The organism is Streptomyces sp. NPDC002276 (assembly GCF_053891435.1).
This window is the reverse complement of the sequence record NZ_JBSFCQ010000002.1, coordinates 16,751-41,257: the sequence shown is the minus strand read 5'-3', so window position 1 is coordinate 41,257 and position 24,507 is coordinate 16,751. Positions and strand designations below refer to the sequence as shown.

Below are 24,507 nucleotides of genomic sequence, written 5' to 3'. Positions count from 1 at the left end.
GCCCCGGCTCACCTCTCGTAGACCTGGACTGAGTAGACCCATGTTCCGAACCGCCTTGCGCAACGTACTCGCGCACAAGGCCCGGCTCCTCATGACCGTGCTCGCCGTGATGCTCGGCGTCGCGTTCGTGTCGGGGACCCTGGTCTTCACCAACACCATCTCGAACGCCTTCCAGAACAGCTCGGCCAAGGGCTTCGACCAGGTCGACGTCGCCGTCCAGCCCAAGTCCCAGGACGACAAGGGCGACACGGTCGGCAAGACGCCCGAGTTGACCCAGGCCATGCTGGACACCAGCGCCAAGGTGCCGGGGGCCGCGTCCGCGACCGGGGTCGTCAACGGCTTCACCGCCATAGCCGACAAGAAGGGCAAGCTGATCGGCGGCGGCTTCCAGTCCGAGGGCGGCAACTACTGGGGGGACAAGGACGCCCGCTATCCCCTCAAGTCCGGTACGGCACCGCACGGTTCGGGCGAGGTCGCGATCGACTCCGAGACCGCGAAGCGCGCCGGGTACAAGGTCGGCGACACCGTACGGCTCTCCGTCGACGGGCCGGTGCTGACGCCCAAGATCACCGGCATCTTCACCACCGACGACGGCAATGTCGCCGCAGGCGGCAGCCTCGCCCTCTTCGACACGGCCACCGCGCAGAAGCTGTTCGGCAAGGCGGGCACGTACGACGAGATCGACGTGAAGGCGGCGGCCGGGACGAGTCAGGCGGCGCTGAAGTCCGCGCTGGACCAGGCCCTCCCCAAGGGGCAGACGGAGACCACCACCGCCCAGAAGCTCGCCGACGACCAGGCCAAGACGATCGCCTCCTCGATGAGCGGCCTGAAGTCGGGGCTGCTGGTCTTCGCGGGCATCGCGCTCTTCGTCGGTACGTTCATCATCGCCAACACCTTCACCATGCTGGTCGCCCAGCGCACCAAGGAACTGGCGCTGCTGCGGGCCGTCGGTGCCTCACGCCGGCAGGTCACGCGGTCGGTGCTGCTTGAGGCGTTCGTGGTCGGCGCGGTCGCCGCCGTCGCCGGTCTCGTCGCCGGTATCGGGATCGGCGCCGGGCTGCGCGCGCTGATGGGCACGATCGGCGCGACCGTTCCGGACGGCCCGCTGGTCATCACCTCGAACACGGTGCTCAGCGCCCTCGCGGTCGGCATCCTCATCACCATGCTCGCCGCCTGGCTGCCCGGCCGCCGGGCCGCGAAGATCCCGCCGGTCGCCGCGATGAGCAGTCTGCACGCGCAGGCCACCACCAAGTCGCTGGTGCTGCGCAACACGCTCGGCGCGCTGTTCTCCGGCGCGGGCGTCGCTGTCGTCATCGCGGCCACGTCGATGAACGGCTCGGACGGCCAGGCCCCCATGGGGATCGGCGCCGTACTCCTCATCATCGGCGTGTTCATCCTGACCCCGCTGCTCTCCCGCCCGTTGATCGCGGCGGCGGCCCCGGCCCTGCGGATCTTCGGGATCTCCGGCAAGCTGGCCCGCCAGAACTCGGTGCGCAACCCGCGCCGTACGGCCGCCACCGCCTCCGCGCTGATGATCGGCCTCACCCTCATCACCGGTATGACGGTGATGGCGGGCAGCCTCCAGCAGGCGATCGACAGGATGGCCTCGTCCGCGATCAGCGCCGACTACATCGTCTCGATGGCGAACGGCAACTCGCTCTCCCCGGACGTCGACAAGACCCTCACCACCACCTCCGGCATCACCGCCAGCAGCCCGCTGCGCAACGCCCCTTCGCGCATCGACGGCACGACCGAGTTCCTCACCGGGGTCAACGGCTCCGCGATCGGCAAGCTCACCGACCTCAAGGTCGACAGCGGCACCTTCAAGGTCGGCGGCACGCAGGTCGTCGTGGACGACGACACGGCCAAGTCCCATGGCTGGAAGGCCGGTTCGACCTTCACCACGCACTACGAGGACGGCAAGGCGCAGCAGCTGACCGTCTCCGCGGTCTACAAGGGCAACGCGCTGATCAGCGGCATCATGCTCGACAACGCGACGCTCTCCCCGCACCAGACCGACCCGGCCGACATGCAGATCCTGGTCAAGACCGCGGACGGCGCGTCGAGTTCGACCAAGGACAAGCTGGAGAAGGCCCTCGGCTCCAACCCGGCCGTCAAGGTCCAGGACAAGAAGGACCTCTCCAACAGCATCGCGCAGATCTTCACCCTGATCCTCAACATGGTCTACGGCCTGCTCGCCATGGCGGTGATCGTCGCGGTCCTCGGAGTCATCAACACCCTTGCCATGTCGGTCTTCGAGCGCTCGCAGGAGATCGGGATGCTGCGCGCGATCGGCCTGGACCGCAAGGGCATCAAGCGGATGGTCCGGCTGGAGTCCCTGGTCATCTCGCTCTTCGGCGGGGTGCTCGGCATCGGCCTGGGCGTCTTCTTCGGCTGGGCGGCCGGGGAGTTGATCGGCGCGAAGATGTCGACGTACGAACTGGTCATCCCCTGGGCCCGGATGGCGCTCTTCCTGCTCCTGGCGGGCACGGTCGGCGTCCTCGCGGCCCTGTGGCCGGCCCGGCGGGCGGCGAAGCTGAACATGCTGTCGGCCATCAAGTCCGAGTAGCCGTACATGAGTTGGGGCCCTGTTCCGATGCGGAACAGGGCCCCTTGCCGTTGGCTCAGTTCCAGGTGCGGGCGCGCAACGGCATTCCGGAGCCGCCCGGTTCGGGGGTCCGGACGGCCAACACCTGGTTCACTCCTATGCGGTTGCGCTCGAAGCCCAGCACGGAGGCTGCCATGTAGAGCCGCCAGACCCGGGCCCGGCCGGCGCCGACGAGACCGACCGCGCGCCGCCACTCGGCCTCCAGGTTGGCGACCCAGCGGCGCAGGGTGAGCGCGTAGTGCTCGCGGATCGCCTCGACGTCCCGCACCTCGAACCCGGCGCTCTCCAGCTGGGTCACGGTGGTGCCGATCGGGGCGAGTTCGCCGTCGGGGAAGACGTACGCGTCGATGAACTCGTCGATGTCGTACGCCGATTCGTCCTGCCACGGGCGGCGGGCGATCTGGTGGTTGAGCAGCCGTCCGCCCGGTCCGAGCAGTGCGTAGAGGACCCTCGCGTACTCCAAGTACCGTGCGGAGCCCACGTGTTCGGCCATGCCCACGGAGGAGATCGCGTCGTAGGGCCCGTCGGTGACGTCGCGGTAGTCCTGGACGCGGATCTCGACCTTGTCGGTGAGCCCCTCCTCGGCGACGCGCTTGCGGGCGTAGGCGGCCTGTTCCTGCGAGAGGGTCACGCCGACCACGCTCACGCCGTACTCGCGGGCCGCGTGGATCGCCATCGAGCCCCAGCCGCAGCCGACGTCCAGCAGTCGCTGACCGGGCGTCAACTCCAGCTTGCGGCAGATGAGTTCGAGCTTGTCGCGCTGTGCGTCCTCCAACGTGCCGTCCGGGGACTCCCAGTAGGCGCACGAGTAGACCATCGAGGGGCCGAGGACGATCTCGTAGAAGTCGTTGCCGACGTCGTAGTGGTGGCTGATGGCGCGTTTGTCGGTGCGCTTGGTGTGGAGGTGGGCGCGGCTGCGGCGGACCTCCTCCGGGGGCGGGGCGGGCGGCAGCGGGAGTCCGGCGAGCTTCACCAGTCCGCGGACGGCGGACCGCACCTCGGGGTCGCGCAGGGCCTGGGTGAGGGTGCGGGCGTCGTCGCCGCGCTCCCACACCAGCGAGGACATCGCGTCGAGGCCCGCGTACAGGTCGCCCTCGATGTCCAGGTCTCCGGCGACCCAGGCACGCGCCATGCCCAGTTCGCCGGGCTTCCACAGGAGTCGGCGCAGGGCGCGGCGATTGCGTACGACCAGGGCCGGCGCTTCGGGCGGCCCGGCCTCGGAACCGTCCCAGGCGCGGATGCGCACCGGGACGGGGGTTCCCAGTAGCTGTTCGAAGAGGGATTTGAGCCGCAGCGCGGCATCAGCCATGGCGCACACCTCCGTGACGCGGATCCCGGAATTGTCCATCACTACGTAAACACCGGCCAGGCCCGCTCGCAGTCCTGCTTGAGCATTACGAGTAGGCAAAAAGGTGTAGAGGGCACGTAGAAGCGGGGTGCCGGGAACGCCGAAGGGGCCGTCCGCACCACGGATGGCGGACGGCCCCTTCGGGCGTACTACGGGTACTACGGGTCAGGCGTGACCGGAGGTCAGGAGGCCTTGGCCTTTTCCTCCGTCTTCGCGGCGGCGGCCGGAGCCGGCGCCGGCTTGGCGGCCTCGTAGAACTCCTCGCGGGGGTTCTCCATGGCGCCGAGCGAGACGACCTCGCGCTTGAGGAACATCGCGAGCGTCCAGTCGGCGAAGACGCGGATCTTGCGGTTCCAGGTCGGCATCGCCAGACCGTGGTAGCCACGGTGCATGTACCAGGCGAGACGGCCCTTGACCTTGATCTTCACCTTGCCCATGACGATCATCGCGACGCCCTTGTGGAGGCCGAGACCGGCGACCGCACCCTTGTTGGCGTGCGAGTACTCCTTCTGCGGGAAGCCCCGCATACCGGAGATCACGTTGTCGCCGAGGACCTTCGCCTGGCGCAGCGCGTGCTGGGCGTTCGGCGGGCACCAGGCGTTCTCGACGCCGGCCTTGCGGGCGGCGATGTCGGGCACCTGGGCGTTGTCGCCGGCGGCCCAGACATAGTCGGTGCCGGTGACCTGGAGGGTCGGCTGGGCGTCGACGTGACCGCGCGGGCCGAGCGGGAGGCCGAAGCGGGAGAGAACGGGGTTCGGCTTGACGCCGGCCGTCCACACGATCGTGTTGGAGTCGACCTCAAGGCCGTTCTTCAGCACGACGTGACCGCCGACGCAGGAGTCCATCGAGGTCGAGAGGTAGATCTCGATCCCGCGGCTCTCCAGGTGCTCCTTGCCGTAGAGGCCGAGCTTGGGGCCGACCTCCGGGAGGATCTTGTCGGCGGCGTCGACGAGGACGAAGCGCATGTCCTCGCGGGAGACGTTGTTGTAGTACTTGGCCGCGTCCCGGGCCATGTCCTCGACCTCGCCGATGGTCTCCGCGCCGGCGAAACCGCCGCCGACGAAGACGAAGGTGAGCGCCTTGCGGCGGATCTCCTCGTCGGTGGTGGAGTCGGCCTTGTCGAGCTGCTCAAGGACGTGGTTGCGCAGGCCGATGGACTCCTCGATGCCCTTCATTCCGATGCCCTGTTCGGCGAGGCCGGGGATCGGGAAGGTGCGGGAGACCGCGCCCATCGCGATGACGAGGTAGTCGAAGGGCAGCTCGTACGCCTCACCCACGAGGGGGGCGATCGTGGCGACCTTGCGGTCCTGGTCGATGGTGGTGACCCGGCCGGTGAGGACCTCCGCCTTCGGCAGTACGCGTCGCAGCGGGACGACGACGTGCCGAGGGGAGATGCTGCCGGCGGCGGCTTCGGGGAGGAAGGGCTGGTAGGTCATGTACGACCGGGGGTCGACGACCGTGACGGTCGCCTCGCCGTAGCGCATCTTCTTGAGAATGCGCCGAGCTGCGTACAGGCCTACGTACCCACCGCCTACTACGAGGATCCTGGGACGCTCCGTGGTGCTCATGCCATCGAGTATCCACCTGCCCCTGGGGGGTCGCTCGTGCGCCCCTTCACAAGCTTCCACAGGGGCTGTGTTATCCTCCGCGACTCGCATGATCCAGGTCACCTCGCGCGGGGTGAACCGCGGTGTGGTTCGCCCCGTTGTCAAGGCCGCGTGAGCTGCTCCTCTGTCCCGCGGGACCCCCTGGACCACACCTCCGCGACACCCTCCCGAAACTCCCCCGAATCACTCCCGTACCGGCCCCCCGGGCACGCTCCCGAGCCCCCCGCGGCCCCGGACGGGCCAACCGGGGCCGTCCAGTCGTCCAACTGGACAGAATTCCTTGTGAAGAACTTCACGAACTTTCTTACGGACACGTTCCGGAGGGGGTGGCGAGCGCCCCCTGCAACCGCTCATACGTTATATGGGCTGCTCAGGAGTTTACTACCGGCCAGTAATAATTCGGGGTGTCCACTCAGGCCCGCCCAGGCCCGCTCAGGCCTCGGCAGGCTCTTCCGCCGCACTGGCGGCGATCCCGAACGCGATCCCGTCCAGGATGTCGTGCTCGCTCACCACGACCTCCGTAGCGCCCGTCCGCTCCATGATCGAGAGGAGTACGAGGGCGCCCGCGCCGATGACGTCGACGCGGCCCGGGTCCATGGAGGGGATCGCGGCGCGTTCGGCGTGGGTGGCGCGGAGCAGGGATTCCGTGATCTCCCGGACCCGGTCGTACGAGACGCGGGAGTGGTGGATGGCCTCCGTGTCGTACTCGGGGAGGTCCTGGGCGATCGCGGAGACCGTGGTGACCGAGCCGGCCAGGCCGACCAGGGTGCGGGCCTCGTGCAACGGGACGGTCTTCGCGGCGAGGTCGAGGGCCTCCTCGATGTCGGCGCGCATCGCCGCCACCTGGTCCGGGGTCGGCGGGTCCGTGACCTTGCCGTCGACGACGAGATGGCGCTCGGTCATGCGGACGCAGCCGATGTTCACGGAGCGGGCGGCATGGACCTGGTCGTCGCCCACCACGAACTCCGTCGAGCCGCCGCCGATGTCGACGACGAGATACGGCTTGGCCAGGTCGTCCCGGCCCGTCAGTTCCCTGGTCGCGCCGGTGAAGGAGAGTGCCGCCTCCTCGTCGCCGGTGATCACCTCCGGCTCGACGCCCAGGATGTCCAGGACGCCCCGGACGAAGTCCTCGCGGTTCGAGGCGTCGCGGGAGGCCGACGTGGCCACGAAACGGACCTTGTCGGCGCCCTTCTCCCGGATCACCTCCGCGTACTCACGGCAGGCCGCGAACGTCCGCTCCAGCGCCTCGGGGGCCAGCTCGCCGGTCCTGTCCACGCCCTGGCCGAGCCGCACGATCGTCATCCGCCGGTCCAGCTCCCGCAGTTCACCCGTGGCGGGGTTCACGTCCGCGACGAGCAGCCGGATGGAGTTCGTACCGCAGTCGACCGCGGCGACGCGGCTGAAGCCGTCCTCCAGCAGCGGGACGTAGGAGAAGTACGTGCTGCGGATCGCGGCGGGGTCGGAGGTCTCGGCGGCCTCGACGGCCTCGGCGGGCAGTTCGTCGGCCGGGTCCGGTGCCGCGAGCGGCTGTACGCACGCGCCCTTCGCCCACCACTCCGGCAGCATCGCGAGCGCCTCGTCGCCGAGCGGGTTGACGCCCGGGCCCGCGGCCAGGGAGTGGCCCACGAGGACGTGCAGGCACTTCACGCGGTCCGGCATGCCGCCCGCGCTCGGGAAGCCCTCCAGGACCTCGATGGCGTCGCGGCGCGCGATGTAGTCCTCGTGCGCGGCGCGGTACGCGGCGGCCAGTTCGGGGTCCGTCGCCAGCCGGGCCGTCATCTCCTTCATGACGCCGTTCGCCTCAAGGGTGCCGATCGCCGACGCGGCCTTCGGACACGTCAGGTAGTACGTCGTCGGGAAGGGCGTGCCGTCGGGGAGGCGGGGGGCCGTCTCCACCACGTCGGGCTGTCCGCACGGGCAGCGGTGCGCGATCGCGCGCAGGCCGCGCGGCGGACGCCCGAGCTGCTGCTTGAAGGCCTCGGCATCCGCGTCGGTGGGCTCGGTGCGCGGAGTGGACGGCGGGGGCGTTTGCATGCCTGTACGAGAGTCTCTCTGAAGTGTCTGTCAGTTCACTGGTCGGAGGCGTCGGACTTGTCGACGCCGTCCCAGACGTTCGAGTACCAGGGGCGGTCGGCCGCCCCCAGCTCGGCGCGCGACTGCTTGGCCGCGTCCGGGTCGATCACGATGTAGCCCGTCTCCCCGGGCATCACATAGTGCAGCCGCTGCCGGATCTGCTGCTCCGCGTACGAGTCGTCCTGCCAGCGCGCCTTGAGGTCGCGGAGCTGCTCGACGCGCTGCTCGGCCTGCGCCTGCTGCCGCTCCAGGTCGGAGATCTCGGCGCGCTGGGAGACGTACTGCCTTATCGGGTACGCCAGCGCCACGATCAGCGAGCACAGTACGAGAGCGAGGAGGGCGGCGCGGCCGGTGAGCCGGGAGCGGCGGGCCTGCCGTTTGGTCTGGGAGCGGTAGACACGGGCCGCCGTCTGCTCGCCGAGCAGCTTCAGCCTGGTCGCGGTGGAGAACCGGTCCCGGTCCTTCACGGCCATGTCCCGCCTCCCCTTCACACGTGCGTACGTCCCCGCACACGGTACGGGACCGGGTGCGGGGACGTACGTACGACTGGCTAAGGCTTAGCCCTGTACGGCTCAGCCCTTGAAGCGGGGGAACGCGCTGCGGCCCGCGTACTCGGCCGCGTCGTCGAGGATCTCCTCGATGCGCAGGAGCTGGTTGTACTTGGCGACGCGGTCCGAGCGGGCCGGGGCGCCGGTCTTGATCTGGCCGCAGTTCACCGCGACGGCGAGGTCGGCGATGGTGACGTCCTCGGTCTCGCCGGAGCGGTGGGACATCATGCACTTGAAGCCGTTGCGCTGGGCCATCTCGACGGCGTCCAGGGTCTCGGTCAGCGAGCCGATCTGGTTCACCTTGACGAGCAGGGCGTTGGCGGTGCCCTCCTCGATGCCGCGGGCGAGGCGCTCGGGGTTGGTGACGAAGAGGTCGTCGCCGACGATCTGGACCTTCTCGCCGATGCGGTCGGTGATGACCTTCCAGCCGGCCCAGTCGTCCTCGTACAGCGGGTCCTCGATGGAGACGAGCGGGTAGGCCGCCACGAGCTCCTCGTAGTACTCGGTCATCTCGGCGGCCGAGCGGGACTTGCCCTCGAACTCGTACTTGCCGTCCTTGTAGAACTCGGACGCGGCGACGTCGAGCGCGAGCGCGATCTGCTCGCCGGGGATGTAACCGGCCTGCTTGATGGCCTCAAGGATGAGGTCGAGGGCGGCGCGGTTGGACTCCAGGTTCGGGGCGAAGCCGCCCTCGTCGCCGAGGCCGGTGGACAGGCCCTTGGTCTTCAGCACCTTCTTGAGGGTGTGGTAGACCTCGGCGCCCCAGCGCAGCGCCTCGGAGAAGGACTCCGCGCCGATCGGGGCGATCATGAACTCCTGGATGTCCACGTTCGAGTCGGCGTGCGAGCCGCCGTTCAGGATGTTCATCATCGGAACGGGCAGCAGGTGCGCGTTCGGGCCACCGAGGTAGCGGAACAGCGGAAGGTCGGACGCCTCGGAGGCGGCGTGCGCGACGGCGAGGGAGACGCCGAGGATGGCGTTGGCGCCGAGCGAGCCCTTGTTGTCGGTGGCGTCCAGGTCGAACATCGCCTGGTCGATCAGGCGCTGCTCGGTGGCGTCGTAGCCGACCAGCTCCGGGCCGATCTGCTCGATGACGGCGAGTACGGCCTTCTCGACACCCTTGCCGCCGTAGCGGTTGGGGTCGCCGTCACGCAGTTCGACGGCTTCGAAGGCACCCGTGGAGGCGCCGGACGGAACGGCGGCACGACCCGTGCTGCCGTCGTCGAGGCCGACCTCGACCTCGACCGTGGGGTTGCCTCGGGAGTCCAGGATTTCCCGGGCTACGACGACGTCGATGGACGGCACGAGCATCTCCTTCTTGGGGTCTGACGCGGCTACGGCAACACCGCAGCGGCTCTGCGAGACGAGCCTAACCGGCTCGGGGCGATTGGCCATCCGGTCGGCCGCCTGATGGACAGAACCGAGAGTAAATTGTTTCCGAACGGAACAAAAAGGTTCCCTGAAGCGGAAACAAAAAAGCCCCGCCCCGGTGCGTACGGGGGAACACGCACCGGAGCGGGGAGCCCGTGGGGGACGGGGGTGACCCTCACGAGGTCTCCATAGTGCAGTCCACGGATGTGAGGGCGCTGTGGTTCAGCTGAGTGCTACTTAAGGTGCAGCTGCTGACCCGGGTAGATGAAGTCGGCGTCGTCGATGATGCTCTTGTTCAGCTTGAACAGCTGCTGCCAGCCGCCCTTGACCTTGTGCTTCTCGGCGATGGAGCTGAGGGTGTCGCCCTTGACGACCTTGTACTCGCCGTCACCCTTCTTGACCTTCTTGCCGGTCGGGGTGGTGACGGTCTTCTTCACGGCCGGGCGCTCGGCGGAGCGGGAGGCGGTGGTGTCGGTCGTGGAGCGCTCGGTGGTGCTCTTGCTCGACGAGCCGCTGCTGTTCGAGGAGCTGGAGGAGCTGCCGCCGGAGTAGGTGGCGCTGGAGAGGCCGGTGCCGCAGGTGGGCCAGGCACCCTTGCCCTGGGCGGCGAGAACCTTCTCGGCCACGGCTATCTGCTGGGACTTGGAGGCCTGGTTCGCGGTGGAGGCGTAGGCGGTGCCGCCGTACGCGGCCCACGTCGAGGCGGAGAACTGGAGACCGCCGTAGTAGCCGTTTCCGGTGTTGATGGACCAGTTGCCGCCGGACTCGCAGCTGGCGACCGTGTCCCACTCGGAGGCGGTGGCGGCGGAGGCGTTGCCGGCCGCCATGAGCGGGGCGGCGATGGCGACACCGGTCACGCCGGCGAGCGTGGCGACGCGGGTAGACCGCTGAAGAACTGTCGGACGGCGGTGCTTGCCCTTGCTGGAAAACAGCATGGAAGATCCCAATCCCCTCACCGACGCCTACGAGGTGAGCTGTCGGGTTCGGGCCGTGTGAGTTGCCCGGCCGCGCACCTCTCGGTGCGCGACTTAACCCCAAGCCGGTTCCGGTGTCTCTCAACTCCCGGGCCCGGCACTTACCTTGGGTCCCCCGCTCCTGCCTACGGCGCTTGACGCGACGACTGTTCCCGGAGGCCGCTGGCAGGACTCGGCGTGTGCGGCAGCCGGGGCTCGTGGTGACGAGCGGCCTTGACCGTAGACAGGGAAGGCACGGGATTTCAAAGACGATCAGGGCTTCTGAGACTCATCCCACACTTTCACCAAAGCGGACATTCGGCGCGAAGCGTGACGTGAACTCCCGCTGTTTTGCTGCTACTTTCCGCCCGTTTCAGCACTGACGTCCAGGGTCTGACCGGCGACGACAGCGGACGGATCGGCGCCTATCACCTTTTTGTTCTCGGCGTACAGCGCGCGCCATCCGCCGTCGAAGTCAAGGGAGTCGGCGATGGACGCGAGAGAGTCGCCGGCGCGGACGGTGTACGTCTTGGGCGTCACGCTCTCCTCGGCGCTCGCGCCGCGGTGCTTGCCGGTGCTCTGCTGCTCGACGCCGTCATCGGTGGAGTCGTCGAGCGCGCCGGTGTCGACGAGGCTCCACTTGCCCACCGCCTGCTCCGAGTTGTCCGATTCGTCGAGTTTCGGGGAGGCGGTGGCCGAGCCGTCGTCCGTCGAAGGAGTGGTGGACTTGTCGGACTTGGCGGGGTTGTCCGTCGCGGAGGGGGTCGGGCTCTGCGAGTCGGACGCATCGGAGGGGGTCGGCTCCGTGTTGCCGGAGTTGGACAACCCGAACGATCCGGAGGCACCGGAAGAGTCCGAGGAATCGGAGGAGTCGGAGGAAGCCGAAGAACCCGAGGAGCCCGAGGAGCCCGACGAGCCGGTCGCACCGGTCGACGGCGAGTCGCTCGCGACTCCGGTGTCGACGTCCGCCGAGCCCGAGGTCGTGGTGAGGCCGGCGACCAGCGCGCAGGTGACCCACTCGGAGGTGCCCTTGGCGTCGAGGATCTTCTCGGCGACGGCTATCTGCTGGGAGCGACTGGCGAGGTCGGCGGTCGGTGCGTAGTCCTGGCCGCCGTACTTGTTCCAGTCGTCCTGGGTCAGCTGGAGCCCGCCGTAGTGGCCGTTGCCGCTGTTCTCGCTCCAGGAGCCGCCGGTCTCGCACTGGGCCACCTTGTCCCAGGTGGTGCCGTCGGCGGCGTTCGCGGCGGCGGCGCCGAGGAGGGGGATGGCGATGGCGGAGCCGGTCACGCCGGCCGCGACGAGCATTGCCGGAGCCTGGCGGGGGCGACGGTGACGACCGTTCCCGGAGAGCATGCGGAGGCCTTTCGCGTGACGGCGGGGGGACCGCGCGACGGGTGCTGCGGGGCGCCGCGCTGGTACGTGAACGTAGCCGCAGTCGATCACTTGTCACAAGTTAATGCCACGTAGATCACGTGAAGATCACAGAGTTGAGGAACTGTCATCTTCGGGTTTACGCGGCGAGATGGCCCGTTCGGTCCGGGTTTACGGGTTTGGTGTGGTCGCTCCGGGGGTGAACTCCACTGGCAGGGTGCGCAGTCCGCGCATGATGAGGCCGCCGCGCCAGCGCAAGTCGGCCGGATCCGCCGCGAGTTGGAGGTCGGGCAGGCGGGTGAGGAGGGTGGCGAGCGCGGTCTGTCCCTCCAGGCGGGCGAGCGGGGCGCCGAGGCAGTAGTGGATGCCGTGGCCGTAGCCGAGGTGTTGATTGTCACGCCGACCGAGGTCGAGGACGTCGGGATCGGCGAACCGTTCCGGATCGCGGTCCGCCGCGGCCAGGACGACCAGTACGGGATCGCCGGCCGCGATGTCCTGCCCGCCGAGGGTGACGGAGCGGGTGGCGAACCGCCAGGTCGCCAGCTCCACCGGGCCGTCGTAGCGCAGGAGTTCCTCGACGCCGGTTTCGAGGAGGCCGTGTTCGCCCGCGGCGAGGGACTTCTCCAGGCGGGCGCGCTGCTCGGGGTGGGTCAGGAGCGCGTACGTGCCGTTGCCGATGAGGTTGACGGTCGTCTCGAAACCGGCGAACAGCAGGATGAAGGCCATCGCCGCGGCCTCGTTCTCGGTGAGGTGCTCGCCCTGGTCGGAGGCGCGGATGAGGGCGGAGATGAGGTCTTCGCCGGGCAGCGGGTCCGGGCTGTCGGGGAGGGCCGCGCGCTTGCGGTGGATGAGGTCGGCGAGATAGCCGCGCATCTTCTTCACGGACCGCGCGACTCCACCCCTCGGCCCGCCCCCGTGCCGGATCATCATGCCCGCCCAGTCCCGGAAGTCGTCCTGGTCCTCGCGGGGGACGCCGAGCAGATCGCAGATGGCGTAGATGGGGAGCGGGAAGGCGAAGTCGTGGATGAGGTCGGCGGAGCCGCTCCCCGCGAACTGGTCGATGAGATGGTCCGTCAACTCCTGCACCCGGGGCGCGAATTCGGCGACCCGGCGGGGTGTGAACGCCTTGCTGACCAGCCGTCGCAGCCGGGTGTGGTCCGGCGGGTCGATGTTGAGGAGGTGCGTCATCAACTCGGCCTTGCGCTCACCCGGGATACCGGTCTTGCCCTTGGCGTGCGCCGGTTCGTCGTGATGCGCGGGGTTCTTGGACAGCCGCGGGTCGGCGAGCGCCTGCTTGGCGTCGGCGTACCGGGTGACCAACCAGGCCTCCACTCCGCTGGGGAGGCGTGTCCTGTGCACGGGGGCGTGCTCACGGAGCCAGGCGTAGGCGGGGTAGGGGTCGGTGGCGAACTCCCAGGTGAAGAGTTCGGGGGCGGTGGAGTGCGGGTGCGGCTGGTCGGTCACTTCTTGACGGTATCCGGGGTGGGGGTGCGTTCGCCCTCGGGTGGTGGTGGGGGCAGGGCCGCGGGGAGACCGATGGGGTTCGCGGTGGCGGCCTTGTCGTACCAGGCCTCGGCCTCGGCGGCTCTGCCGCGCAGCTCCAGCAGTCGCCCGATGGACCGCTCCGCATCGGTGACGCCGCCGTCGAGGGCCTGGCGGTACAGCTCCATCGCCTCGTCGAACCGGCCCTGCCCGACCATCCACAGGCCGAGGTTGTGCGCCGCGTTCGCGTCTCCGGCGTGAGCGGCCCGCTGGTAGAGGGGGACCACCTTGGTCTCGTCGGCCGCCGGCCCCCACGAGAGATGGACACCGAGTTCGCCCGCCGCGCGAGCGTCGCCCCAAGCGGCCGCGTAACGCAGCCAGACGTCCGCCTCGGGGTCCCGCCATCTGCTGAGCAGGGCGCCCAGGCTTACGGCGACCTCGCGACGGCCCGCGGCGGCGGCCTTGCGGTACCAGCGGAGGGCCTCGTCCTCACGGCCGGTTCCGACCAGCATGTCGCCGAGTTCGTGGGCGGCCGCGGGGTCGCCGGCTTCGGCGGCTCTGCGCAGCCAGGCTTCGGCCCGGTCTCGGAGGAAGGTGCCCAGTGTCGTCGCGGCCCACGAGCTGCCGGCCTCGGCTGCCCGCTCCAGATACGGCATGGCCGACGTGGTGTCGCCGCGACTCAGGAAAAACGCGGCCAGTGCCTCGGCCCCCCGCCAGTCGCCCGCGTCCGCCGCCCGGCGGAGCAGCTCCTGGCGCTCGTCGGATCCGACGCGACCGGCGAAGGCGACCATCAGCGCCGTGTCCTCCCCCTTGAGCCGGGGGTGCAACGCGATACGGGCCGCGTCGAGGACGGCACCGCGATCAATGGCGAGGCCTGCCGCGGACTCGTCCAGCAGCGTCCACCACACCCCGTCGGGCACCGGTTCCAGGTCGTCGTCCGATCTCGTGGCTTCCGCGACGAGCGCCCCGTACGCCCGCCAGGTCCGCGCCTCGTCCCCCGGTACCAGGAGCCCCGACGTACCGAAAAGGGGAGTCGTCGCCCAGACGAAGGCGTCCTCGAACGACTCGCGTTCCTCTGTTCCGTACTGCTCTTGGACCGTTCTCAGCAATTCCAGCGGCACCGCTCCCGTGACCCCGCACCGGGCGAGGTCGACCGCGGCGCGGACCAGTAACCGCCCACGCGGGTGCTTGACCTGGGTCCCCGCACGCCGCCATTCGTCGAACAGCAGATGCCCGATCGCGAAGTACGAGGCCGCGCCCTCCCGACCGCTCCACATGTACGCCGGGTACGCGCGCGGATCGTCGAGCCGCGCCAGCCGCTCCAGTTCGGCGTCGCTCCATTCGCATGCCAGCGGCACCGTGCGGGCCGCGGCGACGACTCGCTCGCCCGGGGTCGTCCCGCAACGGCGCCGGTAGTACTCGTCGGGGCTGATCGTGCCGAGCATGACGGCTCCGAGGGAGGTGAACCGTCCCAGGAGCTTCAGATCGAGACCACCGCCGCCCAGGTGGTCGGTCAACTCGTCCAGCCAGATGACGTAGTCACCGGCGTGCCCGTCCAGCGCGCCCAGCACGGCACGCAGGTCGTCGCCCGGGTCCGGGGCGTAGAGCCGGTGCCCCTTCAGCGACCGCACTCCGTGCCACGCCGTGTACGACTTGCCCGCGTACGGTTCTCCGAGGATCAGCACCAGGCCGCTGTCGGCGAGGCGCGTGCGAAGGTCGTCGTCGCAGTCCCGCCGCACATACGGCGGGACGTCGGGCAGACCGAGGACATGCTGCGTCGGACGTACTCCGAACTCCACGGGCCCGACGTCATCGACGGGACGCCAGGCCACCGGCGTGGGAACCGGACTGTGGTGAAGGTGCTGGACGGCGGCCACCGTCCCGTTGAAGGTGCTCCCGCGGAAGTCGAGGTGGTCTCGGGACGGGAGCGCTTCTTCGCGTCGGCGTGCGGCGAGGGCGGGTTCGAACTTCTCGATGAGGGAGGCGAGTTCCGCGGCGGCCGCCATCGGGTTGGACGCCTGGAGGAGAACGTCGAGCAGCCATGCGCGCCACCGTTTCCTTTCCTCGACGGCGTTCGGAGAACTCAGCACCCGGAATCGTCGGCCGAGCCTTTCGAGCCGACCGAGATGGAGGTCCATCTCGGTCGACTCGTGGCGCCAGAACCACGTCGCGAAGCCGTCATGGATCGGCTGCCACAGGTCGGTCGAGGCCGCCCCCTTGATGAGCACGCGGGCGCCCGTGATCGCCAGCTGCTCATGTTCCTTTGTCACGCTCGCCCCCCGCGCGTTCCTCAGCCGCTCGCCGTCAAAGGTACTGATTCACGGGGGCGTTGACTCAGGCTTCGGCGTCGATCCCACTGCCGGGCTACCCCTCCACCCCCCTGATCGCATCCCGATAGGCCCGCCCCGCCGCCCGCAGGGCCGCCTCGGGATCCACGCCGTCCGCCTCGGCACGCACCGCCAGCGCGAGCAGTTCGTAGCCGAGGTCGTTGTCCGCCTTCGGCAGCGGTACCTCAAGTCCCGCCGTCCGCACGCGTGATGCGAGTTTCGCCGCGAGGGCGAGGCCGGGCTGGCCCATCGGGATGCCCTCAGTGATGGAGGTGCGGCGCTTCTCCTCCGCCTTCGTGCGCAGCCAATGTGCCTTGACCTCCTCGGGAGTCGACGCCGTCTCGTCGCCGAAGACGTGCGGGTGGCGGTGGATCAGTTTGGTGACGATGCCGCCGGCCACGTCGTCGATGGAGAAGGGGGTGTCGGGGTCCTCCTCCGCGATGCGGGCGTGGAAGACGACCTGGAGGAGGACGTCTCCCAGCTCCTCGCGGAGTTCGTCGCGGTCGCCGTCCTCGATCGCCTCGACGAGCTCGTACGCCTCCTCGATGCCGTACTTCGCCAGGCCCTTGTGGGTCTGCTGGGAGGACCACGGGCACTCGACGCGGATTCGGTCCATGACCTGGACGAGGTCGAGGAGGCGGGCGCCCGGGAGGTCGTAGGAGGCGGGGAGGAGTTCCAGCTCGGGCATCTGTACGCGGCCGGAGCCGGCGAGGCGGGCCAGGCCGTCGGTCAGCGCCGGTTCGCCCTCGCCCGTGGCCACGATCACCACCGTGTGGCCGCCCTCGCAGGCGGCGACCAGTTCCTCGGCGGTCGGGGACGCCTCGGTGACGGTTATGCCGGCCTCGCTCAGATACGGCAGCTGCGGATGCGTACCGTCCGCGCACAGCACCCGGTCGGCGGTGCGCAGCGCCTCCCAGGCGGGCCAGGACAGCAGGCCGGGGGCGACTCTGTGGCTGGTGGTGAGCAGGACGATACGGCCGGGAGCGGGGGCGGGCGGGCTCTCGGTACCGGGGCTGGTTGCGTTCACACACCGAACGTAACCCACGCCGCCGACAGCCCTGTGAGTTATCCACAGGCCGACGGGCAGCCTCGCGGACGCCGTGGCCGCCGCGGACGCCTTGCCCGCCGTACCGTTACGCCGACTGCTGTGTCTGCGCCGCCGTGACCTCGCGTACCCACGGTGTCTTGGCGTCGACGCGGCTGCTCTTCTCCACGTCCCAGGTGCCGTAGCGCGGGTTGAGGTCGACGTGGAGTTCCTTGGAGGCGGTCGACAGGGCCTTCCAGAAGGCGGGCTGGCTGGTGTCGGTGCCGAGCTTCGCGGCGAGTTTGCGGCCCTCCACCTGGAGGCGGAGGTTCTCGTCGAGGCGCTGCGGGGGGACGCCGTACTGTGCGAGCCAGGTCGCTTCCAGGGCCTTGGAGCCGCCCGCCTGCTGGGCGAGGGCGGCCCGCATGTCCTGGATGTCCTTGCGGGTGACGGTGACGTCGGCGTCCTGTGCGGCGCGGTGCACGACCTGGTCGAAGACCATGCCGTAGAGCGTCTCGCGGGTGAGGCCGCCGGTGGTGGCGATGGCCCGCGTGTACTGGGTCTGGTCCTGGACGGCCGCCCGCTGTGCCACGCGCACCTCGTTGACCCGGCTCTGCAACTGCGCGACGGTGATGCGCTGCCCGCCCACGACGGCCGCCGCGCCGGGATGCGCCTCGCTTCCGCAGGCGGTCAGGGCGGGGGCCGCGGCGGCGATCACGGCGGTGAGGACGAGCGCGGTGCGACGGCGGCGGTGCAAGGGAACCTCCCGTTGGAGATTGTGCGACGGTGCACAAAGTCTTGCGGTGATCGATGTTAGGCAGTGGGTCGCCTGTGGCCAACCCATTCGACCAACGATTCACCAGGACTTCGGGCACCGGCACGCACCGGCACGCACGCGTGCGCTACCGCTGGACGTCCACCGCTCGTTCCACGGCCGCGGTGACCGCCGCGCGGAGACCGTCGTCGATGGACACCCAGGACACGTTCGTGTCGGTCTTGTCCGCGCTGTCGTCGCCGCTGCCCACGAGCACGAAGCCGACCTTCGCGTGGCGCCCCGTCGTCTCCTGCGCCGCCTTCACCTCGGCGCCGCCCACCGCGAGGACGACCTCGCAGGAGCGCCGGAGCATGGCGTCGAGGAAGGGGCGCGCGTTCGCGGTGCTCTGGTCGCCGGTCACCGAGGAGTGGCTCACGCGCGTGTGCGTCCTGAGCGACGCGTCCTGCATGCCACGCCAGACCGTGGCGGCGGGGCTCCCGTCGATGCCCCGCTGGTCGGTGAGCAGGCAGGCCTCGATGTCGGTGGAGTGTCGGGCCCCGGTGGCGGGGACCGGCGGGCGGCTGTCGTGCCTGGAGAGGACGATTCCGGTCACGATCATCGTGAGGACGACGGCGAGCGCTGTCGCGATCATGGCGATGGTGCGAGCGCCGAGCGCACGCAGTCCGGCAGCCATGGCGTGCCCCGCGCGCGCGAACGCCTTCAGCATCCTTGTCGTCCTCAGCCGGTGATGGCCACCGGCGCGTCCCACGCGTCGCGGTCTACGGTGATCGTGTAACCGCCGCGGGTCTCCTTGCTGTTGACCAGGTACTGGTGCGCGCGGCTGTGGCCGGTGAACTGGGTGGAGCCCCAGGGCCAGTCGGAGGTCGTGGTGTTGACCTGGTCCCACAGGGCGTACCAGAGGTTGCCCGGCAGGTCCGTCTTGCTGGTCGCGGTGGCGATCGCCTTGGCGCTGGAGCTGCTGAAGCCGTAGAGGCCGCTGCGGTAGATCTTGGCGTGCAGTTCCTTGTCGAAGGCGCGCACATAGGTCAGCACGGCGTTGTTGCAGGACGTGTTCGTCGTGTCGTACGACTCCATGTCCAGGTAGATCGGGCTGCCGGCCTTGAAGCCGAGGGCCGCGGACTTGGCGACCGCGTCGTCCGCCTCGGACTTGCCGACGGCCGCCGCGGTGGTGGCGCTGATCTTCACGGAGCCGCCGGAGCCGCAGGACGGCTGGGAGCCGACGTAGAGCGGGATGAACTTCCAGCCGACCGTGGTGAGGGACTTGACCCAGGAGGCGGTGAGGTTGGGCTGGCCGCACCCGCGGTTCTTGCCGCCGACGTAGACGGCGGCGGCGCCGTAGAGGCCGCCGTGCCAGGCCTTCATCGCGGCGAGGGAAGGGGCGGCGCAGGTGTCGAAGGCGCGGCCCGTGTAGGTCTTCTGCGCGGGCCAGGTGGTGGCGGCCATCGAGGTCTGCGCGGCGATACCGCCTCCGGCGACGACCGCGGCACCCGCGACGCCCCACGCGATGTATCTGCGCTTCTTCGACTGCCGATGCTCGGACACGAAAAACCCCACCCCTGTTGAAGACAGACGGACGTGTGCGACGTCCGCCGGAAAACTGTCGGCCCCCTGAGGGCCCCGGAAACTGCGCGGGTCCGGCGCGGCGACGCCGTAGGACTACGGTCGTACGGCCCTGGAACGGAACTGTCCGTGCGCGCGCGGGACTTGGGACCCCAGCGAATCGCACGATAATCGACGCTGCCCTTCGGTCCGGAAAACGGATTCTCTCGATCGCCACAAGATTCCCTCACGACACGGCAAAAACTCCCGTACCGGGGAACGCGGACCGGACAAACGCCGTACCAGTGCGCGGGCGTGGCGGGCGTCCGCCGGGTCGCGGGACGGTTCACATGGCCGTTCGCCCCCCGGGCGGCTGCCCGTGCCATAACCTTGGGCCGACCTTGGGGGGTTGACATGGCAAAACGGCTGGAAGCCGGCTGGGGACAACGGATCGCCTGGGTGTTCCTCGCCTGGGGGTCGTGCGGCCTCCTGATATGGGTGCCCTTCCTGTACGCGGCGATCCGCCGCGGACGGGGTTCGGACTGGGGCGCGTTCGCGTCCTTCGCGCTCTACGAGGGCGTGACCCTGCCGTGGGCGGCGTCCGGCGGCAGTTCGAGCGGGGACGGGTTCCTCGGTCTCGCGGTCGTGGTGACCATGCTGATGGCCGCCGGACTGCTGCTGTTCGGGATGTTCGACACTCCGCCCCCGAAGCAGCAGTTGTACGTCGGGATGCCGGTGCCCCCGCAGCAGGGGAATCCGTACCTCCGGTAGCTCACACTCCGCGGGTGCGCCGCAGGATCCGTACCGCGGGCCAGACGATCAGCCCGGTGACGGCCCACAGGAAGCCCGAGAGGCCGAGCCATTCGCCGGTGCCGCTGTCGGGGTCGTGGCCGAAGACCGTCGTCGCGAGCGCGACGAAGGCGAACAGCCCGCCCAGCAGGAAGAGCACGACGAGCGCGGCGGTCTGTCCGCCGGTGCGCCGGACGGGCGCGACTCCACCGCTCCCGGCGGCCGGTGCCGGTGCGGGCGCCTCCGCGCGCGGGGTGCTCTGCCGCGGCGGCAACTGCACGCGCGCGTGCGGCGGTACGGCCGCGTCGAGCATCGCCATGGTGTGCGCGTCGACACCGTAGAGCCCCGGTTCTACGGCGACGGCGAGACCGTCGGTGCCGATGAGCCGTCGGCCGCCGTCGGGCCAGCTGAGCACGGCGGCGCAGGAACGGTACGGCACTGTCACCGCGAGGTCGGCGCCGTCGCGCCCGCGCACGGTCACGCTGACCCCGTCGTCCCCGACCACCAGCGCGGAGCCGTCTTTGGCGACCGCGTCGAAGCGCCGTCCGGTGACGGCGTACGTCGAACGCGTCGGCGCCTCCGCGTACCCCGCCCAGCTCGCGCCGTGTCCCGAGGGCACCTGCAACAGGGCGGTCCCGGCGGCCTCCAGGGCCACCGCGTGCAGCTGACCGGGCGTCACCGACCACAGCTCGTTGCGTAGTTCGTCGAGGCCGCGCGGCGGCCGTCCGGCGAGCAGGTCCTCCGCCGCCCCGGGCAGCCGTCGTACGGCCGCGTCGGCCGCCGTCAGTCCCGCGTCGGCACGCGTGCGTACGGCGTCCAGGTCGGCCTGCGCGATACGGCCGGCCTGGAGCGCGGCGAGGACGTCGACGAAGCCGCCGAGCACCGCGTCCTGCTTGGCGGGCAGGGAGTCCGCGAAGGCGGTGAGGAGGGCGTGGCCGTCGCGGCGGGAGGTGTAGTCGGTGGCGGCGGTGTAGGAGTTGCCGTCCTCCTGGCGCAGGGCGCGGGAGAGTTCGCGTTCCAGGACGCCGGCGTAGAGGCGGGCGGCGGTGGTGTCGGTGACGACGGCGTCGAGCAGGACGCCGCCCTGGCCGTCGGAGAAGTGGGCGGGTGTGGTGGGGAGCGCGGAGGTGACGGCGGGGAGCGGGTGGCGGGGGCCCGGGGGCAGCTTGAGCGCGAGTCCGGCGGGGAAGCGCTCGCCGGCGATCCACAGCACGGCGTTGCCGCCAGTGAACCAGGTCCCCGTCCAGTGGCGTACGTCCTCCGGGCGCAGGTTCCTGACCCCCCACTCCGGGTAGCTGACCAGGCCGTAGCCCTGGGCGCCGTAGCGCCACAACGGGAGTTGGCCGGTTTCGCGGCGGGACTCCTCCGTCCGCAGGATCTCCTTCTCGGTCTCCAGGCGCTCCATGGGAAGGTCCGCGAGGGAGCCGCAGACGCCGTGCAGATAGTCGACGATCTCGTGTTCGGCGCCCTCCACGTGGAAGTGGGTGAAGGCGGCCTTGGTCGCGCCGTTGTAGTGGTAGTCGGCGAGGCCCTGGCGGTACAGGGCGAGGTGTTCGACGAGGTGCGTGACTCCGGCCCGGGCGAGGGTCTCGTCGGCGGTGCCGACGCGGAAGACGAGTCCGGCGCGCGGGGGGCCGGGGGCGTACGCGAAGAGGGTGGGTATGCCGTCGACTTCGGTGAGGTGGATGGCGTTGGGGGTGGCGGCGGACCGACTGTCGTGGGAGGCCTGGTGGTCCTGGGGGTTCATCTTCGGCCTCTCAGGGCGGAGTTGGCGGAGTCGCGGTGCTGGACGTACGCCTCGGCGGGCTCGCCGAGGTAACTCCACGGGAAGTCGGAGGCGAGGTTGCCGAGGGCCCGGAAGTGCGCGGCGGCCTGCGCGGAGTCGCCGATCAGGGAGAACAGCGCGGCGAAACTCCCCTGGACGGTGACCCAGCCGTACGGCCGCGCGAACTGCGGGTGGAACACGGACCGCCCGGCGGCCTCGACGAGTTCGGCGTGCACGTGGGGCTGCCGCAGGTATTCGGTGCGCTTGTCGTCGGCGCCGAGGTCGAGCCAGTGCTCGAAGTGCGCTTCGGCGACGAGCCCGCCGTTCAACGCCCCTGCGGGGGCGGCCAGTAGACACTCGCGCGCGAACCCGTGGGCCGCCTCCCAGGTGCCGCCCCACTTGGGGTACAGCTTCTGGAGGAGCCGGGCCTGTCCGGTGAAGTGGTGCGGGTGGTGGCGGGCCAGCCGGTCGTAGCGGCGCCGGCTCTCGTTCTGCCCGAGCGACAGGCCGAGGGCGGTGGTGAGGCGGGCGGCCCAGGCGGCGTCGTAGGAGGGGTCGAACGCCGTTGCCCGGATGAGGAGTTGCTCCGCCTCCCCCAGGTGTTCGTGGAACGCCTTGAACTGCTCGCGGCTGACGTCCTTGGCCCGCGCGTCGGTCCGTATCTCCCACCCGGCCTCGATGAGCCGGAGCCCGAGCACGGTGAGCGCGAGAACGTCGTACGGTACGGCGGCCAGGTGCCGCCGCAGTGTGTGCTCGACACCGTCGGCCTCGGCCAACACGCCCACGACGAAGGCCCGGTCGGTACCGGGCGGCAGGCTGTCGTGGTACTGCCGGACGGCGGCCCAGTCGGCCGCGGCGGCGGCCTGACGCAACCAGGTGACCTCCGGAAAGGCGGAGGCGAGTTCGAAGTCGGGGCCGGGATCGGCTCCGGGGGCGGATGACATGCGGCGGATCCTAGGCGAGGCCCGTGACAACGCGGTTGTCGGGGAAACTGCAGGTCAGAGATGGGAAGAGCGTGGGTTTGACTTGACCTCGGGCGGACCGTCCGTCCAACTCCCGTTCACCGAAGGCTCATAGCGTCCGCACCTTTCTGCACTCATCTCTCTCTACTCATCTCTTCCAGGAGTCCCGCCATGTCCCTGAACGCCCGCCGCAACCGCCAACTCCTCGAAGCGGCAGCCCCGTTGCTCCTCCAGGGCGAACGCGTCGAGTTCACTTCCCTGGCCGCGATCGGCTCGGTGTCCGTCCGCAGGCAGGCCCTGACGGCGGCCGTGGTGGGGGTGTTGAGCGCGGGCACGGTGATGGCCACGGTCACGCCACGCCCGTTCTACATAGTCCTGACCGACCAGAGAATCCTGTTCTTCGACGGCAACAGGGGCGGGAAACCAGGCAAGTTGATGCTGAACCTGCCGCGTCCGTACGTCTCGGCGGGCGGCTCGAAGAAGGCGTTCCTGGGGTTGCAGTTCACGACGAGGCTGTCGGTGGCGGGGCAGGAGCAGGGGCTGAAGGTGACGTTTCCGGTGCAACACCGGGGCGACGGACCTCGGTTCGTGGGGGCGTTGCCGGTCACGCGGTGAGCATCCGCACGGAACCCAGACATGCCGTATCGCACCGAGCAAGGGCCCGACGCCCCGGAGGACACCCACTCCGCAAAAGCGTGACACTCCACCGTCGAGTGTCACACTTCTCCACCTCGGCCGGTTGCTGGACCTCGGCGGCGAAACACGGTCACGGACTTGAGTTCGTCATGACCGCGCACGTCCGCGACCAACGGTTCATCGAACTCATGGCGATGATCGCCTACTACCACTGCGGTGGGCATCCACTCGACCTGCGGCACAGCATGCCGATCGGCGAACCGTGGCTACCGGGTTCCGCCTGCGACCACCTTCTGAACAGATCATCCCCGCCGACCCCCACCGAACATCGGTCGCCCGACCTCCCGGCCCCGGCGTCGGTCAAAACAGCAGGTCCAGCCGTCAAAGGCACGAGAGGGCGGCCCACACCTTCAGGTGGATTGGAGAGAGGACACGCGGTCGACTCCCGTGCACCCGTGCTGAGCTGAGCCCCGCGCAAGATCGCGCGATCCCCAGCTCGAACCCCAGAAAGGGGACACCTGTGCGCCACAAGGGACGGGCCAGGACATGGCTCGCCGCCGCAGCCACCGCCACCGCGCTGTTCGTGTCACCGACCTCGACGGCCGGCGCCGAGGCCCGGGCCCCGCAGGCCGGCCGCTATCTGAACCTGCACCAGTGCGTGTACGTGCCCTCCGCGGTCGTCGACTACTTCACCACCGTGGTGCCGAGCCGTGACGGCCGCTTCACGACCGGGACGAACACCTCCAACACCGCCGACACGAGCCGTTCCTGCGGCGCCGGTGACGGAAACTTCAAACCGTCGTCCCCGTGGGCAGGCGTCCAGTCGCTCGACCTCAGCGCCGGCCGTTATCTGAACCTCCACCAGTGCGTCTACTACTCCGACGCCCAGCACGACCACATCACAACGGTCGCGAACGTCGGCGCCCCCGAGTTCGCCGCGCACTCGAACGTCTCCAACACCCCCGACACCACTCCCAACTGCGGCCCGGGACAAGGCCAGTACCGCCTCGTCCCCCTGCTGTCCGACGTCAAGGCCCTCGACCTCACCGCCGGGCGCTACGTCAACCTCCAGCAGTGCGTCTACTACTACGGCCAGAGCCCGTTCAACGACCACTTCACCACGGTGGTCCCCACGACCCGCGACGGCCGTTTCACCACCGGAACCAAGGTCTCCAACTCCGCCGACACCACCCCGACCTGCGGCACCGGCGACGGCAACTTCGCCCTCATCCCCCTCCTCTCGGGCACCAAGGCCCTCTCCCGAACCTGACGCAAAACCCGACCCGGGCCGCACCGCCCTCCGCGCGGGAAGGGGTTTGCTCCGACGGT

General features: G+C 69.8%; 19 protein-coding genes, 1 pseudogene and 1 riboswitch. Of the genes and pseudogenes, 4 read left to right on the top strand and 16 right to left on the bottom strand.

Annotated features, from left to right (window positions below; all coding sequences use genetic code 11):
- Positions 1-40: 40 nt before the first annotated feature.
- A complete protein-coding gene (locus ACWIHT_RS05270; protein WP_456164648.1) occupies positions 41-2,569 on the top strand; it encodes an ABC transporter permease in 2,529 nt (842 codons plus the stop codon).
- Between the two features lie 55 nt (positions 2,570-2,624).
- Here the strand turns inward: ACWIHT_RS05270 and ACWIHT_RS05265 are convergent, their stop codons facing one another.
- The 14 genes and pseudogenes from ACWIHT_RS05265 to ACWIHT_RS05200 form a co-directional block, all read right to left on the bottom strand.
- On the bottom strand, positions 2,625-3,917 hold the full coding sequence (locus ACWIHT_RS05265) for a class I SAM-dependent methyltransferase (protein WP_456164646.1): 1,293 nt from the start codon (positions 3,915-3,917) through the stop codon (positions 2,625-2,627).
- A 221-nt stretch (positions 3,918-4,138) separates the two neighbouring features.
- Entirely contained in the window at positions 4,139-5,524 is a 1,386-nt protein-coding gene (locus tag ACWIHT_RS05260; RefSeq protein ID WP_456164644.1) for an NAD(P)/FAD-dependent oxidoreductase, read from the bottom strand.
- A gap of 471 nt (positions 5,525-5,995) precedes the next feature.
- Complete coding sequence (locus ACWIHT_RS05255; RefSeq protein WP_456165952.1) at positions 5,996-6,979, bottom strand: Ppx/GppA phosphatase family protein; 984 nt, start codon at positions 6,977-6,979, stop codon at positions 5,996-5,998.
- Between the two features lie 213 nt (positions 6,980-7,192).
- Positions 7,193-7,597, bottom strand: a pseudogene (locus ACWIHT_RS05250) (DUF501 domain-containing protein); the annotation flags it as partial.
- 35 nt (positions 7,598-7,632) lie between these two features.
- On the bottom strand, positions 7,633-8,109 hold the full coding sequence (locus tag ACWIHT_RS05245; RefSeq protein ID WP_456164642.1) for an FtsB family cell division protein: 477 nt from the start codon (positions 8,107-8,109) through the stop codon (positions 7,633-7,635).
- A 99-nt stretch (positions 8,110-8,208) separates the two neighbouring features.
- Complete coding sequence (eno, locus tag ACWIHT_RS05240) at positions 8,209-9,495, bottom strand: phosphopyruvate hydratase (RefSeq protein ID WP_456165950.1); 1,287 nt, start codon at positions 9,493-9,495, stop codon at positions 8,209-8,211.
- A gap of 293 nt (positions 9,496-9,788) precedes the next feature.
- Positions 9,789-10,490 carry a transglycosylase family protein gene (locus tag ACWIHT_RS05235; RefSeq protein WP_456164640.1) on the bottom strand — a complete coding sequence of 234 codons (702 nt, stop codon included), beginning with the start codon at positions 10,488-10,490 and terminating at the stop codon, positions 9,789-9,791.
- A gap of 9 nt (positions 10,491-10,499) precedes the next feature.
- A riboswitch (cyclic di-AMP (ydaO/yuaA leader) is annotated at positions 10,500-10,672 on the bottom strand.
- 193 nt (positions 10,673-10,865) lie between these two features.
- Entirely contained in the window at positions 10,866-11,861 is a 996-nt protein-coding gene (locus ACWIHT_RS05230) for a transglycosylase family protein (protein WP_456164638.1), read from the bottom strand.
- Positions 11,862-12,050: 189 nt separating this feature from the next.
- Positions 12,051-13,343, bottom strand: coding sequence for a cytochrome P450 family protein (locus ACWIHT_RS05225; RefSeq protein WP_456164636.1), 1,293 nt, complete (start codon positions 13,341-13,343; stop codon positions 12,051-12,053).
- Complete coding sequence (locus tag ACWIHT_RS05220; protein ID WP_456164634.1) at positions 13,340-15,631, bottom strand: tetratricopeptide repeat protein; 2,292 nt, start codon at positions 15,629-15,631, stop codon at positions 13,340-13,342. Before ACWIHT_RS05220 ends, ACWIHT_RS05225 begins: the two co-directional genes overlap by 4 nt.
- Before the next feature lie 94 nt (positions 15,632-15,725).
- Positions 15,726-16,715, bottom strand: coding sequence for a nucleoside triphosphate pyrophosphohydrolase (locus ACWIHT_RS05215; protein WP_456164632.1), 990 nt, complete (start codon positions 16,713-16,715; stop codon positions 15,726-15,728).
- A gap of 106 nt (positions 16,716-16,821) precedes the next feature.
- Complete coding sequence (locus ACWIHT_RS05210; protein WP_456164630.1) at positions 16,822-17,469, bottom strand: SurA N-terminal domain-containing protein; 648 nt, start codon at positions 17,467-17,469, stop codon at positions 16,822-16,824.
- 145 nt (positions 17,470-17,614) lie between these two features.
- The gene (locus tag ACWIHT_RS05205) at positions 17,615-18,193 is read right to left on the bottom strand and encodes a hypothetical protein (RefSeq protein WP_456164628.1); all 579 of its coding nucleotides are present in this window, start codon (positions 18,191-18,193) and stop codon (positions 17,615-17,617) included.
- 11 nt (positions 18,194-18,204) lie between these two features.
- Complete coding sequence (locus tag ACWIHT_RS05200) at positions 18,205-19,029, bottom strand: glycoside hydrolase domain-containing protein (RefSeq protein WP_456164626.1); 825 nt, start codon at positions 19,027-19,029, stop codon at positions 18,205-18,207.
- Between the two features lie 411 nt (positions 19,030-19,440).
- Between ACWIHT_RS05200 and ACWIHT_RS05195 the strand changes: the two genes are divergently transcribed.
- A complete protein-coding gene (locus tag ACWIHT_RS05195; protein WP_456164624.1) occupies positions 19,441-19,797 on the top strand; it encodes a hypothetical protein in 357 nt (118 codons plus the stop codon).
- 1 nt (position 19,798) lies between these two features.
- On the opposite strand, the gene ACWIHT_RS05190 is transcribed toward ACWIHT_RS05195, so the two are convergent.
- On the bottom strand, positions 19,799-21,562 hold the full coding sequence (locus ACWIHT_RS05190) for an insulinase family protein (RefSeq protein ID WP_456164622.1): 1,764 nt from the start codon (positions 21,560-21,562) through the stop codon (positions 19,799-19,801).
- Complete coding sequence (locus tag ACWIHT_RS05185) at positions 21,559-22,524, bottom strand: hypothetical protein (protein WP_456164620.1); 966 nt, start codon at positions 22,522-22,524, stop codon at positions 21,559-21,561. Before ACWIHT_RS05185 ends, ACWIHT_RS05190 begins: the two co-directional genes overlap by 4 nt.
- 189 nt (positions 22,525-22,713) lie before the next feature.
- On the opposite strand from ACWIHT_RS05185, the gene ACWIHT_RS05180 reads away from it, so the two are divergent.
- Positions 22,714-23,157, top strand: coding sequence for a hypothetical protein (locus tag ACWIHT_RS05180; RefSeq protein ID WP_456164618.1), 444 nt, complete (start codon positions 22,714-22,716; stop codon positions 23,155-23,157).
- A 541-nt stretch (positions 23,158-23,698) separates the two neighbouring features.
- A complete protein-coding gene (locus ACWIHT_RS05175; RefSeq protein WP_456164616.1) occupies positions 23,699-24,448 on the top strand; it encodes a hypothetical protein in 750 nt (249 codons plus the stop codon).
- The last annotated feature ends 59 nt before the right edge of the window (positions 24,449-24,507 follow it).

Coding starts and splice junctions, on each gene's coding strand:
- ACWIHT_RS05205 (WP_456164628.1), bottom strand. CDS start 18,193: ATGCTGAAGGCGTTCGCGCGCGCGGGGCACGCCATGGCTGCCGGACTG.
- ACWIHT_RS05245 (WP_456164642.1), bottom strand. CDS start 8,109: ATGGCCGTGAAGGACCGGGACCGGTTCTCCACCGCGACCAGGCTGAAG.
- ACWIHT_RS05270 (WP_456164648.1), top strand. CDS start 41: ATGTTCCGAACCGCCTTGCGCAACGTACTCGCGCACAAGGCCCGGCTC.
- ACWIHT_RS05180 (WP_456164618.1), top strand. CDS start 22,714: ATGTCCCTGAACGCCCGCCGCAACCGCCAACTCCTCGAAGCGGCAGCC.
- ACWIHT_RS05235 (WP_456164640.1), bottom strand. CDS start 10,490: ATGCTGTTTTCCAGCAAGGGCAAGCACCGCCGTCCGACAGTTCTTCAG.
- ACWIHT_RS05190 (WP_456164622.1), bottom strand. CDS start 21,562: ATGAACCCCCAGGACCACCAGGCCTCCCACGACAGTCGGTCCGCCGCC.
- ACWIHT_RS05265 (WP_456164646.1), bottom strand. CDS start 3,917: ATGGCTGATGCCGCGCTGCGGCTCAAATCCCTCTTCGAACAGCTACTG.
- ACWIHT_RS05185 (WP_456164620.1), bottom strand. CDS start 22,524: ATGTCATCCGCCCCCGGAGCCGATCCCGGCCCCGACTTCGAACTCGCC.
- ACWIHT_RS05230 (WP_456164638.1), bottom strand. CDS start 11,861: ATGCTCTCCGGGAACGGTCGTCACCGTCGCCCCCGCCAGGCTCCGGCA.
- ACWIHT_RS05195 (WP_456164624.1), top strand. CDS start 19,441: ATGGCAAAACGGCTGGAAGCCGGCTGGGGACAACGGATCGCCTGGGTG.
- eno (WP_456165950.1), bottom strand. CDS start 9,495: ATGCTCGTGCCGTCCATCGACGTCGTCGTAGCCCGGGAAATCCTGGAC.
- ACWIHT_RS05260 (WP_456164644.1), bottom strand. CDS start 5,524: ATGAGCACCACGGAGCGTCCCAGGATCCTCGTAGTAGGCGGTGGGTAC.